Origin of the sequence: Deinococcus hopiensis KR-140, assembly GCF_900176165.1 — a bacterium.
GTDB classification, from domain to species: Bacteria; Deinococcota; Deinococci; order Deinococcales; family Deinococcaceae; genus Deinococcus; species Deinococcus hopiensis.
The window spans coordinates 95,083-109,055 of the sequence record NZ_FWWU01000010.1 but is presented as its reverse complement, the minus strand read 5'-3'; the positions used below and the strand labels follow the sequence as shown (position 1 = coordinate 109,055).

13 protein-coding genes are annotated in these 13,973 nt (G+C 61.5%); 8 read left to right on the top strand and 5 right to left on the bottom strand.

Annotation, left to right across the window (positions count from 1 at the left end):
* Nucleotides 1–139: 139 nt before the first annotated feature.
* Nucleotides 140–265, bottom strand: a complete 126-nt coding sequence (locus B9A95_RS37365) for a diguanylate cyclase domain-containing protein (RefSeq protein ID WP_212648410.1) — start codon at nucleotides 263–265, stop codon at nucleotides 140–142.
* 413 nt (nucleotides 266–678) lie between these two features.
* Nucleotides 679–1,131, bottom strand: coding sequence for an NUDIX hydrolase (locus B9A95_RS29135; RefSeq protein WP_084051124.1), 453 nt, complete (start codon nucleotides 1,129–1,131; stop codon nucleotides 679–681).
* Between the two features lie 368 nt (nucleotides 1,132–1,499).
* On the opposite strand from B9A95_RS29135, the gene B9A95_RS32875 reads away from it, so the two are divergent.
* Nucleotides 1,500–2,294, top strand: a complete 795-nt coding sequence (locus B9A95_RS32875; protein WP_139807136.1) for a hypothetical protein — start codon at nucleotides 1,500–1,502, stop codon at nucleotides 2,292–2,294.
* 435 nt (nucleotides 2,295–2,729) lie between these two features.
* On the opposite strand, the gene B9A95_RS29125 is transcribed toward B9A95_RS32875, so the two are convergent.
* Nucleotides 2,730–3,200: a hypothetical protein gene (locus tag B9A95_RS29125; RefSeq protein WP_139807135.1), complete on the bottom strand. Its 471-nt coding sequence runs from the start codon at nucleotides 3,198–3,200 to the stop codon at nucleotides 2,730–2,732.
* Between the two features lie 772 nt (nucleotides 3,201–3,972).
* Between B9A95_RS29125 and B9A95_RS29115 the strand changes: the two genes are divergently transcribed.
* The 5 genes from B9A95_RS29115 to B9A95_RS29095 all read left to right on the top strand — a co-directional run bounded on the left by B9A95_RS29115 (nucleotide 3,973) and on the right by B9A95_RS29095 (nucleotide 8,981).
* Nucleotides 3,973–4,914 carry a dienelactone hydrolase family protein gene (locus tag B9A95_RS29115; protein WP_084051120.1) on the top strand — a complete coding sequence of 314 codons (942 nt, stop codon included), beginning with the start codon at nucleotides 3,973–3,975 and terminating at the stop codon, nucleotides 4,912–4,914.
* A gap of 189 nt (nucleotides 4,915–5,103) precedes the next feature.
* The gene (locus B9A95_RS37360) at nucleotides 5,104–5,235 is read left to right on the top strand and encodes a hypothetical protein (protein ID WP_425429984.1); all 132 of its coding nucleotides are present in this window, start codon (nucleotides 5,104–5,106) and stop codon (nucleotides 5,233–5,235) included.
* Between the two features lie 30 nt (nucleotides 5,236–5,265).
* A complete protein-coding gene (locus B9A95_RS37355; protein ID WP_139807133.1) occupies nucleotides 5,266–5,478 on the top strand; it encodes a transposase family protein in 213 nt (70 codons plus the stop codon).
* 570 nt (nucleotides 5,479–6,048) lie between these two features.
* Nucleotides 6,049–7,044, top strand: coding sequence for a serine hydrolase domain-containing protein (locus tag B9A95_RS29100; RefSeq protein ID WP_170928841.1), 996 nt, complete (start codon nucleotides 6,049–6,051; stop codon nucleotides 7,042–7,044).
* 425 nt (nucleotides 7,045–7,469) lie between these two features.
* Entirely contained in the window at nucleotides 7,470–8,981 is a 1,512-nt protein-coding gene (locus B9A95_RS29095) for a diguanylate cyclase (protein WP_084051118.1), read from the top strand.
* 416 nt (nucleotides 8,982–9,397) lie between these two features.
* Here the strand turns inward: B9A95_RS29095 and B9A95_RS29090 are convergent, their stop codons facing one another.
* Nucleotides 9,398–9,646, bottom strand: coding sequence for a hypothetical protein (locus tag B9A95_RS29090; protein WP_084051117.1), 249 nt, complete (start codon nucleotides 9,644–9,646; stop codon nucleotides 9,398–9,400).
* A 67-nt stretch (nucleotides 9,647–9,713) separates the two neighbouring features.
* Nucleotides 9,714–10,055: a response regulator gene (locus tag B9A95_RS29085; RefSeq protein ID WP_084051116.1), complete on the bottom strand. Its 342-nt coding sequence runs from the start codon at nucleotides 10,053–10,055 to the stop codon at nucleotides 9,714–9,716.
* A gap of 189 nt (nucleotides 10,056–10,244) precedes the next feature.
* Between B9A95_RS29085 and B9A95_RS32860 the strand changes: the two genes are divergently transcribed.
* Nucleotides 10,245–10,502 (top strand): hypothetical protein, encoded by a 258-nt coding sequence (locus B9A95_RS32860; RefSeq protein WP_139807132.1) that lies wholly within the window; start codon nucleotides 10,245–10,247, stop codon nucleotides 10,500–10,502.
* 726 nt (nucleotides 10,503–11,228) lie between these two features.
* Nucleotides 11,229–13,040, top strand: a complete 1,812-nt coding sequence (locus tag B9A95_RS29075) for a family 43 glycosylhydrolase (RefSeq protein ID WP_245808570.1) — start codon at nucleotides 11,229–11,231, stop codon at nucleotides 13,038–13,040.
* The last annotated feature ends 933 nt before the right edge of the window (nucleotides 13,041–13,973 follow it).

The window sequence follows — 13,973 nt, the reverse complement described above, 5'->3', positions numbered from 1 at the left end:
AAGAGGGAGTTCGGGAGTTGAATTGAAGGGAGCTTTTTGCCTTTGCGTCGTGATTGCAGTGCTTATAGGTATGAAGAGAAGTTATTTCCGAAGTCATTTCGTAACTACTCACCACGAGGGTGTTTCTTGTGGTGAGTAGTTACGAATAAACTTGGTTCCGGCCATTCTTCTTGGCACGGTACAACGCGATATCGGCCGCGTGAATGACTTCTGCAGGGGTTGCACCATTGGTGGGATATTCCGCCACGCCGAATGAAGCGGACACTGAACCGAGGACGCCCTTTCTATACGGCACTTGTAACTACTTAGGACGAGATGGATTGTCGTTCTAAGTAGTTGCGTCATTTCTCCATCAGGCCATTCGCTGTACTCCGAGGAATATTTATAGGCCGCGCAAAAGCTATCCAAGACGTGGCCCAGTCTTGTCTGACTGAGCGCTCAGGGGCAAATAGTGCTTTGTCGGTGAATATTCAGCACAAATCTGCCAGTATCAAGCTCGTCCTGGTGGTAACTATTCACCCCAAGAGAAAAAATATAAGGGTAAGTAAAATCAATCGGTTGATTTTGAACACTCCAAAAGCCTCTCGGTGATGGCTCAGCGGGAAAGCGAAAGCTCGGGAAGAAGGATGTCGTTCTGGAAAAGCAACTGCTTAATATGTCGGGAAAGATGGTGCAGCTTTATAGGGTGAATGCTTTCATCTCACGTTTCCTCAGGACCGTTCGAACTACGCCATGACGTCCCGCTTGAACGTCTTCCAAAGCAGCCTCTATGTCATGCACCATGTCCTCAGGTGTGGCATCTGCAGAGTACCAGGCGCACTCGGCTATTTCTTCTGGATTCACGATGATAGGTTGTCCCTCAACAATTTGCGCTTCGAACACATGGGCGAGAATGTCCGGCCATCCACCTCCTTGTAGCAAGTACAGACCAACGAGCCGTAGAATCTTAATCTGGACTCCCGTCTCTTCCACAGCTTCGCGCCGCGCTGCCTGCATAGGCGTTTCTCCAGGATCCACTATGCCGCCAGGCGCACCCCAGCGATAGGCACCATAGTTCTGGCGAACCAGAAGAACCTGCCCCTCCTCGTTGAAAATCAAGGATGCTGCGCACTGGCGGTGAGGAAGCGTCACCCTCGCAGCTTAAGCGAACGAAGGAATGAGGGTACTCACGCACACGCGCAGCCCCTGCTGAAGAGTCACTTTTGTTAAACCCCTGGATCTGCGTTTCACGATTGGCGCCGTGCTCTCATTCCTCCGCCAGATCGGAGGGCGGCCGCTCCTTCCCTTTTCTGGACCACACCACACAGTGGTTTCAACATTGTACGGAACCATAAATGCTGTGCCGGACAGCAAATGCAAACTTTCTTGAATTCCCCGAAGTACAGTTGGATACCCAGGCTATTCGGCGTGAGCCCCGGGGGCAGCAGCCACAGGCAGACCTCCCGTAACGTTTCGGAGGGCCCTGGTGAAGCTGGGGGCCTCTTCTTATCCTCTGAGGCGTGGCCCTGCTGCGCCCCCTAGACTGGTGCGGGCTGCGTCAACGTGCCGCCGTACAAGCCCGGGCGGCCGCTGAGTCGGCTTGCGCACGGGCAAATCTGGATGATGAGGCAAGAACTCGCCACCTTGTTTGGCCTGACGACGAGGCGAGCGCGCGGCACAGCCTGCGTCTCCTCAGCGCCCACGGCAGCTTTCTGGCGTGGGGGGGCGCGCCCGAAGTCGAGGCGACCCGGTTGCGGTTCTCGGTGGACACCAACGTGTGGCGCTTTCGCACGGCGCATGCGGGTGGGCGCTGGGAAGAAGCCACCGTCCTGTACCGCCACAACTTTCTAAGCGGCGTGACGTGGCGAGACGCGCCCGAACCCGCCCGGGGCGAGGGCCGCTTCGGCCAGGAAGCAACAGGAACTCCAGAAGGACAAGGGAGGCTTGCCCGAGACCTGGCTGGACTGGGAGGCCCAGATCCATGTGGATCAGAAGGCGGAGATAAGGAGCAGAAGGCACACGCCAATCAAGCAGACGATGATTGCAGACCGGACTTGAGCGCTGCTCGGCTTGTTCAGGTTCCGATGATCGCAGCGCGTTCCGCTCTCCAGCACTGCAATCTCGCGTCCCCGGACTTCATAGCGCACCTTCAATCGGTCCCCGGGGTGAATGATCCTCAGCGCTGCCTCCTGCGCGAGGCGCCGCAAAGCCACCGAATCGTGGACCACGTCCGCACCATGTTGCGCGCGGAGAACCGGAAGGCGCAGCGAAGGGAGGCGTTGAAGGTGAGGGGGCTCGATCCGCGCAGTCCGTAGTCCTGGGGAGCCGGGATGCGCCCACTCCACATCAACCGTGATCCGGACGGACGCGTGCCCTGCGCCCGGTCGTTCATCCACGTGCGCCTGAACCTGGGTGACCCAGGTGTACGCTTTGAAGGTGGGGGCCGGCAGACGAGACGTTCTCGAACTCAGCAGCATTGAGAGACCCCTGTGCTCAATCCAGAGCTGGCAGGACCAGCGAAGAGGGCAAAGGGTCGGCGTGCGCAGACCGAGAAGCCAAGACCGATGCGACCTTTCAGGTCAACCCATTGAACGGTCTGCGCTCTGCTTTTCTCAATGCCGTGCACCATACGTTGGATGATAAGTCCAATCTGAAAGTACAAGGGTGCCGTTCAGGAGGGGGGGGCTTGCTCCTCAAAGGTCACCGGGTACAGAGTTCTGGCGTGGGGGTCGCCGTGCTGATGATGGCCTTCATGCTCGCCGTTCAAACCTGGTGTAGAGGTGTGTAGAACCCAAGGAACACGCCGAGGGTTCAGCTCTCCCAACCACAGCCCTGTTCCTCCAGATGTCCGCTCTGGGGAGCGGCCTCAGCCACTGCACAGGGATGTTCCAGCGCTCAAGCAGGGTGCTCAGGGTTACCCGTCCAGAAGCTGCGTTCAGCGACAACTTTTCTTTTTCCAGTACGCCCGAGTATCCGCTCACCAGCCCTGGATAGGGCCTGGCCTCACCGGGTTCGAGGCTCACCACGACGGAAACGGATCCGACGTACGTGCCGGCCGCTCGAAGCTGCATCACGCCTCCACGGACCTCTCCGTACGCGACGACCTGCGAGAGGTCGGGCGTCCATACAGTGACCCTCAGGGCGTCCACCAGCGAGAATGCCATGAACGTCAGGAGCACTCCCAGGTGTCTCATCCCCCTTATTGTAGGCGCGTTCATCACGTGAACCTCACCCCAGGAGCCCTGCCACGGCCGCGCCCTGCCATCACTGTGGGCAACGGGCTGACCTCCCCTGACCGCGAGCAAGCGCCGGGCCTCTGCGGCGTTGCGCGGAGACACTCCCTGAGGGGAAGAGGCCGCGGGGTAGAGCTGACCCCTCTTTGAGATTCGCTGGTGTGGGCCTATCAAGTGGAACGTCAATACCCTTCCGGTGGCGCAGTTTGAGGAATGTACCGCCTTGTGGACTGTTTCCTTCAAGCAGGCTGAAAACAGCCTGCAGGGGCGACCCACGCGTTGCACTGGTGCGGTGGAGGACGTTGCCCATGACGTTCACTTCAGGTGGATAGAAGCGCAACCGAGGGCCGAGTTCAGAGGCGATTTCAATCCGTTCAGGGAAGAAATGGAGTGGCCGCTGCGAGGTCCCTGCCTGGCCTAGTCGCGCTCAGCCACGACGCCGAGCGCTGTCTGTAAGGCGCTGCGCAGCTTCAGACAGTCTGGGCCATTGGACGTCATGCCGTTCGGTGAGGTGCTCTTGCTTGGCGTCCATTGACGCCTGGGCGTGCTTCGGCTCGGTCTGGGCCATTTCCAGGATCTGCTGTTGCGCCCGGGTCCGTTTTCCTGGCCTACGCTCGCAGCGCTCATGCCGCGAAGAGGCGTCAGAGGACAGCGTTCTCAGATAGAGCCATTGGTACAGTTCGCCATCCTCCTTAACCTTAAATTTCCAGAACACTGCTGGGTATCCTTAGAATGAGCTGTACCACACAGGAGACGATCCATGAGCGATTATCAGCAGGACCTGTTCTTGTACGTGGCGGAAGAATTCGCGGAGGACTACCGCGAGGGTGAGATGCCGCGCCGCGAGTTCCTCCGCCGAAGCGTCCTGCTGGGCGGCTCCCTGGTCGGAGCACGAGCGCTCCTCGCCACCCTTGGGGTCGGGGGCGTGAGCGCATCGGAACTGGCGGCGGCTCAGACCGCCGCTCCTCAGAACGAACCCGTAAAAAACAGCTACCAGGTGTCGCCTGACGATCCAGCCATCGAGGCTGGGCCCGTCACCTACGAGGCGCTCGGGCGCACCAACTTCGCGTACCTCGCCAGGCCGAAGGGCGTCAACAGCGCGCCCATTGTCATGGTCATTCACGAGAACCGGGGATTGCAACCTCATATCGAAGATGTCACCCGCCGGGTGGCCAAGGCGGGCTATATCGCCCTCGCTCCAGACTTCGTCTCGTCCGAGGGCGGAACGAAGAAGTTTACCGATACGGCGCAGATCTCGAGTTTTATCGCGCGTACACCCGCAGAGACGCACGAGCAGCACGGCCTGGAGGCGGTAAAATTTCTGAAGGCGCAACCTGGGGCTGAGGTGGAACGCTTCGGCATGATCGGCTTCTGCTGGGGAGGCGGCATGACCTGGCGGCTCTCCACGCTGTTGCCGGACCTGAAGGCGGCCATTCCGTACTACGGCCCTTCGCCCTCCTTTGCGGACGTTCCCAAGATCAGGGCCGCTGTCCTCGGAATCTACGGCAAACTGGACAACCGGATTACTTCCAACGTTCCACCGACCCGAGCGGCACTGGAGGCGGCAGGGGTCGAACACCAGTTCCTCATCTATCCTGGAGCCAATCACGCCTTCCATAACGACACCGGGGGAAGTTACAAGCGGGACGCTGCGGAGAACGCCTGGGCCACCACCCTCGTCTGGCTCAAGTCCAAGCTCTAGCCCTGCTGCTCAAGAGCGCCTGGCAGGTGCAACCCGACGGGTGAAGCTGAGAACCGCGCCCTCCAACCGGAAACTGCGCAGCTGAAAAAGCGGATGGTCTCCCTGTGAACGGCCCAAAAAAAGCAGCGCGCTTGGTAGAGCGGCGAGAAAAAGCGCCACACCCTGAAATTTCAGCTGCTGATCTGCGCGGTGACTCAGCGCATCCTCAGCACCGCCACGAGCGCTGGGGCCGTTCATGACCTGAAGCTGTTGGGTCAGTCAGGCGTCCGTTTTCCTTACCAAACGGCGCTCATTGGAGACGCTGGGTACCAGGGCCTGTGAGTTCTCTACAGGCCCGCCATCACTCCCCTCATGAGGCGACGCGAGCGCCCGCCTCTGTCCACTGAGCAGCGCCAGGACAACCGTGTCCTGGCGCATACCCGGCAGGGGACCCTACATATGATCCGGCGCGTGAAGATCTTCCGCGTGTTGAAGGGCGTGTGCCGACATCGGCGGCGTCGGTTTGCGCTCCGGGTTCAGCTCATCGCGGCGCTGTGTAACCTCACACAAGCCTGCCCATCATGACTTTCGCAAGAGGTCTATTCAAGAAGTCGAAGATCTAATCGTAGGAGAATGTGAAAGACTTAGAAATTGCCCTCAGGAAGTAAAGTCGTTAACCCTCCTCCCCTGGACTAAACACGTCTTAGACTCACTTTAATTACGTTGGTACTCCGTTGACTGGCGGGAACCTGATGGATGGCGCCCGTGTTTCTGGGGTCAGCGCGGTACGGAGAGAGTGGGAATCCCCCGTGTTCTTCGCCAGCACTTTCAGACTCAACGGAGTACCAATAACAATTGTTTAGTAAAGCTCAGTGCCGCTGGGCGGCCTGATTTCTCCTTCCGCCCCTCCCGTTCCGCCAGCACCGCTTCCATCTCTGCAAACGTCTCGGGATAGACCCCAGTCCGCCGCTTGAATTGCTTCCGATTGGTCTTTAATGTGCGTGCCAGACGGTCTCGCTCCACCCTGCCAGCTTGGCCGATCACTTTCGCAAGAGGTCTATTGACGGCCTCATCTAACCGATCAAGCGGAATTCGTATCGGGAGATCTCCGACCTGCCAGTGGCCTTGATGAGGCGCTCTGTGTACGCCGTTTTCATGTGCTTGCGACCGCTCCTGACCTGGAGTGCATTGATCCTCAGTTCTACCGCCCACGCTTTGGATTTCGCGGCGGCGGCGTATAGCGCCGCTCATCGCGGCAGTGCCGTGTTGGTGATGCAGGGCGGTCAGGAGCGCTACGCCGCAGCGCAAAACGGATATGACCTGAAGCGGCCTCACCTGCTGGCCAGCGGCAGCAAAAGCTTCGGATGTGCTCTAGCGGTGGCGCTGCAGTCAGACGGCAAGCTCCAGTTGGACGAGCGGGTGAGCGCCACCTTTCCCAGTTGGGCGGGTGATCCCCAACGGGCGAGCGTCACGGTACGCCAGTTGCTGCAGTTCACGACTGGGCTGCCCGGACAGGTCGGACCTCAGGCCGTCCGCCTACAGCGCGACTTGTACGCCGACGCCCTTGCCACTCCCCTTCGGTACCCCCCGGGAGAGCGCTACACCTATGGCAACGCACACCTGGCGGTGTTCGGGGCGCTTGTCCAGGCCAAAACGGGTGAAGATCCCGCCGCGTACCTGCAACGCCGTGTGCTCGACCCCATTGGCGCTCGAGCCACCTGGACCCGCGACCACGCCGGGCATCCTAATCTCGCCGGCTCGGCGTTCATGACCGCGCGTGACTGGGGACGGTACGGACAGCTGTTCCTGCAGGGCGGTGACTGGGAAGGGAAGGCAGTTCTCCCGCGAGAAGTCCTGCAGGCCTGCTTTCAGGGAAGCGCAGCGCTCTCCGCCTATGGACTCACATGGTGGTTGAACAGGCCCTTTGAGGGAACCCTCGACGCTGACGATGATGTGTCCATGACCATTGCCCGTGCTGGCAGCGTAGCTCAGCAGATCGCCCCCGGTGCGCCCAACGCTGTCGTAATGGCCGCAGGCGCGTTCAACCAGCGCTTATATCTGATTCCCGAACAGCGCCTCGTCGTCGTGCGTTACGGAGAAGGGGGACCGTGGAGCGATAACGACTTCCTCAAGGCCCTCTTGGGTCCATGAACAGGACGCTGCCCCGCGGCCAGCCCAACCTGTTTCCGAACCTCCTGGAAGTTGACCGGCCCAGGGTTCAGGGAACGCTCTCTCAACGGTTGTGTTGCCTTCACCGGGTTGGGGGAGCCTGACCCCTGCACGTCCAGGTCATTTCACCTGCTGCGGGCTGCACATGCACAGCGATGTGAATGCCGCCATAAACATCTTGGATCGGGGCCGGGTTGCAGCCTTCAGCGGGGGTGTGCCAAGTGCGGCACCTGTTGGCCTGAGAAGCCCCGCGTTTTAACGCGGGGAGTCATCACGGGTGTCTCTTCTTCCCGACGTACACTTCGGCATGTCAGGTCTTCTGCACAGGTGGACCAAATGCGTTGGTCCCTCCTCAGGCACCACCGTGCTGGATCCTCACAGCAGGGCAACGGGGTGACGCGCGCACCATGCACGACACCCTTACAGGCTTTCTCAGACGCCCGGACTTCGAGGCCGCCCTCCTTCACCTCTCCGGCACCCTGGGCCTTGTTGACCTCACTGCTCTAAAACAAGTCAATGCACTGCACGGGCATGCTGGAGGAGACGCCTTCATCCAGCATGTGGCCACCGTCCTGAAAGAAGCGTTTCCCTCCGGTACCCTGTTTTGCCGTTGGGGAGGAGACGAGTTCCTCCTCTTCCAACCCGAAAGCCCTGAAGAAGTGGTCCGGGCGACGTTGGAGCGGGTGAATTCTGCTGCTCTCCATCCTCTTCCTGGCCTGCAGGCGCTGGCGTTTGGGACATGTGCGCTGTGGCATGACATGCCCTTTTCGCAGGCCTTTGCACTGGCAGAAGAGCAGCTGCAGCGGATGAAAACCCGACTTGGCGCCCAGCTTGCCGGCTCCTGGAGCACCACTGCCCTCATTGAATTCTCCCGGCAACTTGAACAGCTGAACTCACCCGCTGAGGTCATCAAGCAGGGCCTTACCCAGCTCCTGACGCTCACGGATTTTGATGTGGCCTTCCACTTCGAATGGTCAGGCCGTCAAATGCGCGCCCAGTACGTGGTCTCCCGACCAGGTGTTGAGCGAGCAGGTGCCCTCGCGCCCAGTACGGACGCGTGGATTCCCCGGTCTGGCCTGGCCCTGGAGGTAGACCAACGGCAGAAAACCGTTGGGGTCACCGATTATCCGTCCTCTCCCTACGCCTTACCCCTCCTGGTCCAGGCGAACGTCAAAAGCGCTCTTCTGGCCCCCATCCGGAGTAGAGGCGTCATCTGCGGCTCGCTCAGCCTCGTGTCCGTGGGGCGCTGGCGAACCATCACCCCTCAACTCGAACACTTGCTGGACATCGCCGCCCTCCGGTTGGAACACGTGCTGGAACTCCGCCGTACGGAGCGGGCCGTACGCATGTCCTTCGAAGGTGGCCTCCTGGGACTTGGCGCAGCGCTCGAGGCCCGTGATCTGGAAACACACGGTCATACCCAGCGGGTCGCCACCCTAAGCATCAAACTGGGCGTCCTGCTGGGCCTGCAGGGGCAGGACCTCGATCAGCTGCGCCAGGGCGCGTACCTACATGACATCGGCAAGCTTGCCATTCCCGACGCGATCTTGCTCAAGCCTGGCAAGCTCACGCGGGAAGAATGGCAATTGATGCAGTTGCACGCGCATAAGGGGTGGGAGATGGCGCAGCGAATCCCCATGCTCCCGGAAGCCACCCTCGATCTGATTCGCCACCATCATGAACGCTGGGATGGACGCGGGTACCCCGACGGTCTGACAGGCGAGAATATTCCCCTTCTGGCCAGAATATTCGCGGTTTGCGATGTGTATGACGCCCTCGTGAGCGTTCGGCCCTACAAATCAGCCTGGACGGTATCGGAAGCGTTGGAGGAGGTGGCGGAACAAGGAGGCCGTCAATTCGACCCAGCGGTGGTGGAGGTGTTCCTCAAGCTGTTTCAGGAGACTGCAGAAGAAGTCTAGAGCAGTTGTCAAAGTGAGGACTTCTTTTTGACCGAACCCAGCGGGCGAAGCTGAATGGGCGTTGGAGAGAATGGGAAGCCGTGAGGGCTGCCCTTCCCCTCACGGCGCAATTCTCCCCAATGCTCTAAGGTGGTTGGCTTCCGCACAAGGACAGTCCGCGTTGTTCCGCTTCTTCTCACCGTCACCTGCCTGGGTGCCTGCGTGCGGCCGACTTCGGTTCCAGCCCTCCCCTCGGACGCCCCCGGCAGGACTTGGGCGATCGGGTCTGACCCGTGAGAGCGGTACGGAGCTTCCACCCAGGTACGCGCCCTGCGTGCGAGAACAGGCCCCCGAACTCGGCAGGGGTCTGGGGGCGCTTCAACCGAAAGGCGCGGCTCCCGCTCCGGAAAGGGGCCTCCCTGAACGTCAGGGCTTCCTCAGAAGGGCTCAGGCATGGCAAATCCCTGCGCCTTCAGGGCTTCCCCCGCTTCCTTCAGGGCCATACCCAACGCCATCTTCGTCGAATACCCCCTGCCACTCGCAATGCGCTCGCCTCCACGGTGGATTTCGATTGTTTCGACGTATCTCCCATTCACCCGAAGTTTCGAGAGGGGCAGGACCGTCATCTCGCACTGAAGTTGCCGCAAGGCTTCCCAGAGCTCACGGCGTTGCTGCTCCCGTTTCATGACACCACCCTAACGTCTTTTCCTGGTCCGGGGGACCGAGCGGCCGGCCTCGCCTGTTCGACTTCGATCAGAACTCCTCAGGGCGCGTAGGACTTTTCCTCGCAGGCCATGCGGAATACAAAAGCGGCTTCAGCAGCTTGACCAAGTCGTCGTAGGACGAGGGCCTGAGCAGGTAGGCGCTTGCGCCTGCCGCCAGGATCAGCGCCGCGTCGTTCGCTTGCCATCCCGCACTCCACACCACCCGCAAGTCGGAAAGCTTCTCGCCAAGGGACGGCAAGACTTCAAGTCCGGAGAGGCGCGGCACATTCATGTCCATCAGGATGAGGTCTGGGGACGCACCAGCTTGGAAGCGCTCCAGCGCCTCAACGCTATGCTCCTTGCCGCTGCACGCGCCCCAGGCGCGGCCCAGTCCGGGGGCGCAACTTTCAGCTCCAGATCAGCACGTAATGACCCGAAGAAGGGAGAAGCGGGCCAAATCGCACCCGGTGACCATGTTCGGAACCCTGTTTCCGTCCCTCGGGAGGAGGACCCCTTTCACAACTGGAAGGTATTCACGCTCGGCAAGCGGTACCGCGACGTCCACACGGGCATGGAGGGCGTGGCGGCCGCGAAGCACATCCACCTGTACGCCGGCGTGCGCATCAGCGCTGAATTTCTCAAGGACGGCAGGCCAGAAACCGAGGTCTTCGGCGAGCAGCGCCTGAAGCCCGTGGACGTGGAGGAAGTCGTGGAGCCCCAGGCAACAAGCGGGGACTCAGGAATGATCCTGGCCAGCCCGCCGTTCCTCGTCGATGACACAGGGATGAGTGGAAACCTGCTTCGTAAGACCGTTTTCCGGTCCACCACGGCAGACTGAGGGCGAGATGGCGGACGCGAACGACATTCAGTGGATCAAGGCGGGGTCTGTGGACGCCTGGGTGACCTCACCGGACGATCCGCGCTGGCCAGGCGGCCATTGACGCTCTGGACGGTTCCAGAGGGCCATCTGAGAATGGCGTTGCGCGAGGACGTCCTGTACGTTTCCCCGATGAATTCGGGAACGGAGATCGTGGACGCCGACCGCCGTGCAGCGCGTGCTTTTGGGTATTCCGGCCCTCTCCCAATTCAGTCGCCAACCTGAACCCATAATCCCGCGCCGGCCCGCTTCAGCGGGCCTGGTGGGAGCAACCCGTATGGGCAGCGGAACATCGCGACCTACGGACAAACCCACCCCACCTCGCCACCGCCGACGAACTGGCCGCCGAAGGCCTCAAGGCCGCTCGCGATCAGCTTCCCGCCGCCCTCTTCACATTCAGGGCTCCCGACCTCGCACGCCTCAGCGCCCGCTGGGAGCGCTCCGGGTGCATGCCAGTCTCAAAGACTGCATTAGTGACGAAGATTGTTGAAAGTAACAACTTAAGCAAAATTATGCTAATGTGAGGGCACTGCAGAGTTCAATACTTTCAATGCACGCGCGCTACGCAGCGTCGGTGCACGGGTTCGCTTTGGCTCCAGCCGTAGGGAGGAAGACATGAAGGGTATTGTTCCTACACTCCGTCGTCGTTTACCGGCCGGCGGATTCGCAGCTCTTCTCACCGTCCTTGTGGGTTGTCAACAAGCGCCGCCCACAGTCAACCTGTCGGGCGCGTCCACCGAGGCGCAAAACGTTCGCGAAGGCCGTCCGGGCACGTACCGCAACAAGTTGACGATTAACGCGGGGCCGCTTGGCACCGTGGACACGTGCGCCGATCCCGACATTGTGCGCGGGCAGCAACCGGGCGACCGCCAGTGGTACCTGTACTGCACGACCGATCCTTTGAACGCGGGCGACCGCGACGCGAACGGCAACTTCAACTTCCGCCTCATTACGATGGCGAAGTCCACAGACCTCGTGAATTGGACGTACGTCGGCGACGCCTTCTCTCAGCGGCCCTCGTGGGTTTGGCCGGACGCGGGCATGTGGGCGCCGGAGGTTGCGTACCTCAACGGAAAGTATTTCCTGTACTACACGGCGAGCGACACGGTTAGGGGCGGCAGCGCCATCGGTGTGGCCACAAGTGATTCCCCCACCGGACCCTGGGTGGACAGCGGCGGCCCGGTGGTCGAGCCGCAGAGGCCTCCCGTAGGGGACCCGAACGCCCGCCGCTGGGTGTTTGACGCGGACGTTATTCAAGACACGTCCGGGCAAAACTGGATCTACTACGGCTCGTACTTCGGCGGCGTCGCTGTACGCAAACTCTCGGCGGACGGCCTGCGCTCCGATCCAGCCACGCAAAAAGAGATCGCCAGCGCCAACCGGTACGAGGGCAGCAACGTCTTCCAAAAAGACGGCTGGTACTACCTGTTTGCGTCAGCCACGGACTGCTGCCGGGGTCCCCTCACGGGCTACAGCGTGTTCGTGGGCCGCTCGCGCAGCCCTGATGGCCCCTTCCTCGACCGTGACGGCGTGGACCTCAGCGCCACCTACGTGGGCGGGACACCCATGTTGAGCATGAACGGGAACCGCTGGGTGGGCCCTGGGCACAACGCGGTCTTCACCGACGCGAGCGGGCAAGACTGGACGGTGTACCACGCCATCGACCGCTTCGATCCGTACCTCGCGCAGCCTGGCGGCCTGAACAAGCGGCCAGCGCTGCTCGATCCGATCGACTGGGAGAGCGGCTGGCCCACCGTGCGCGGCGGCCTCGGGGCGTCCGACGAAGTCATGCCCGCTCCGGCAGCGCAACCCGGTCAGCGCAGCGCCTACCGCACGCCGAAAGAGAAAGTAGCGCAACCTGGCAAGCTGCTCGCCGCGTTCAGCGACGAATTCAACGGTACGACGCTCGATGGCGCCTGGACGTGGATACGTCCGCCCGCGCCGAGCGCGGCCAGCCTCGAGGGCGGCGTTCTGCGCTTCGACACCCAAAATGCCGACCTGTTCGGGGACATCAACAACGCTTCCGTGCTCACCCGCCCGGTTCCACAAGGCGACTACCTCGTCGAAGTCAAGCTCAGCGTTAATCTTCCAGGGTCGGGCTGCTGCTTCAACTTCCGTCAAGCGGGTCTCGTCATATACGGCAACGACGACAATTTCGTGAAGCTCACGCAAGCGAGCATCTGGGACACGCGCCAGATTGAGTTCGCCAAAGAGCAAGGTCCTGTGGCTCCGGGCTTTCCGAGGTACGGCAACACGGTGCTCAGCGCGGCGGCGCCCGATGCGATCTGGCTGCGCATCGCCAGGACGACCGAGAACGGCGAAGAGCTGTACACGGCCTCCACGAGCCGCAACGGCACGACCTGGACGCGCGGCAGCACCTGGACGCACCAACTTGACGCCAACGCCCGCATCGGCCTCGTGTCGATGGGCGGGCCGGACTTCACCGCGCGCTTCGACTACGTTCGCGTGTACAACGTCAAAGAGAAATTCCCGAAGTAAAGCCCAGATCTTACAGGAGGCAATCGCATCCCAACCCGAGGCCAACTGAGTATCTCCTTCCTATGGATGTCGGCGTGCTTCTTCTCTAAGCCAATGCTGAATGGCTCCCCTGCGTTCATCCCCCCGCTCAGGACACTGAGCGGGGGTTTCTTGAGAGAAGAAATAATGCGGGTCGGCAACACATCATTGGGCAGCGAAGACAAGATTTCTGAGGAGCCGCCAGGAGGAGGCTGGGGAAGCGGACGCCTTCGCCCTGGCGGGCAAGACCCTCCCCTACACCGGTCAGGGTCTCGCCGGACCAGCGTGCGGCAAGCAGACCGTCGTGCTGGAGGCGCGGGGCAACCCGTACCGACAGGGAGGGCATGGGAAAGACGCTGGACCTGATGCACCGGCACGCCTCCTGCGTACCGGGAGCGGGAGGAGCCAGAACGGCGCGCCTACCTGCAGGAGCTGGCCCGGCAGTTCCGGACGGCCCCGGCGCGCTGTCCAACCCCGCCGGGAGGCGTACCGGGAAGCTGGGCGTCACAGTCGTTGGGGAAGTGCATATTTTTTCAGGTGCCGGGCCAGGGCATCAGGCCGTACAACTGATCTTACGCGTCCACGCCGGTTTCCCTGCGGGGACCGTCAACCCACCAGAACACGTTCCCGCGGAACGTAATCCACGGGTCCGCCCGCCCCCGCGTGAAAAGCTGAGCGGACACCCGCAGGGTCACGTCGTGCGGGCTGACGGTTCCGGGGTCGGGGACGGTATGGTTCCGCAGACCGTTCAGGCCTTCCCAGCCGCGCGCATAGGGGTTCTCCTTGGTCTCACTGCGGTGAAGTGGAGGTCAGGCGGTGCCCGCCCGGGCCGAGGGGTTGCGGTGCAGCGTGTTTTGGGTTGAGGTCAGCGAGTTCAGGATGGTCCCGCAGTTCCGCTGTTTGTCGTTGTGACCC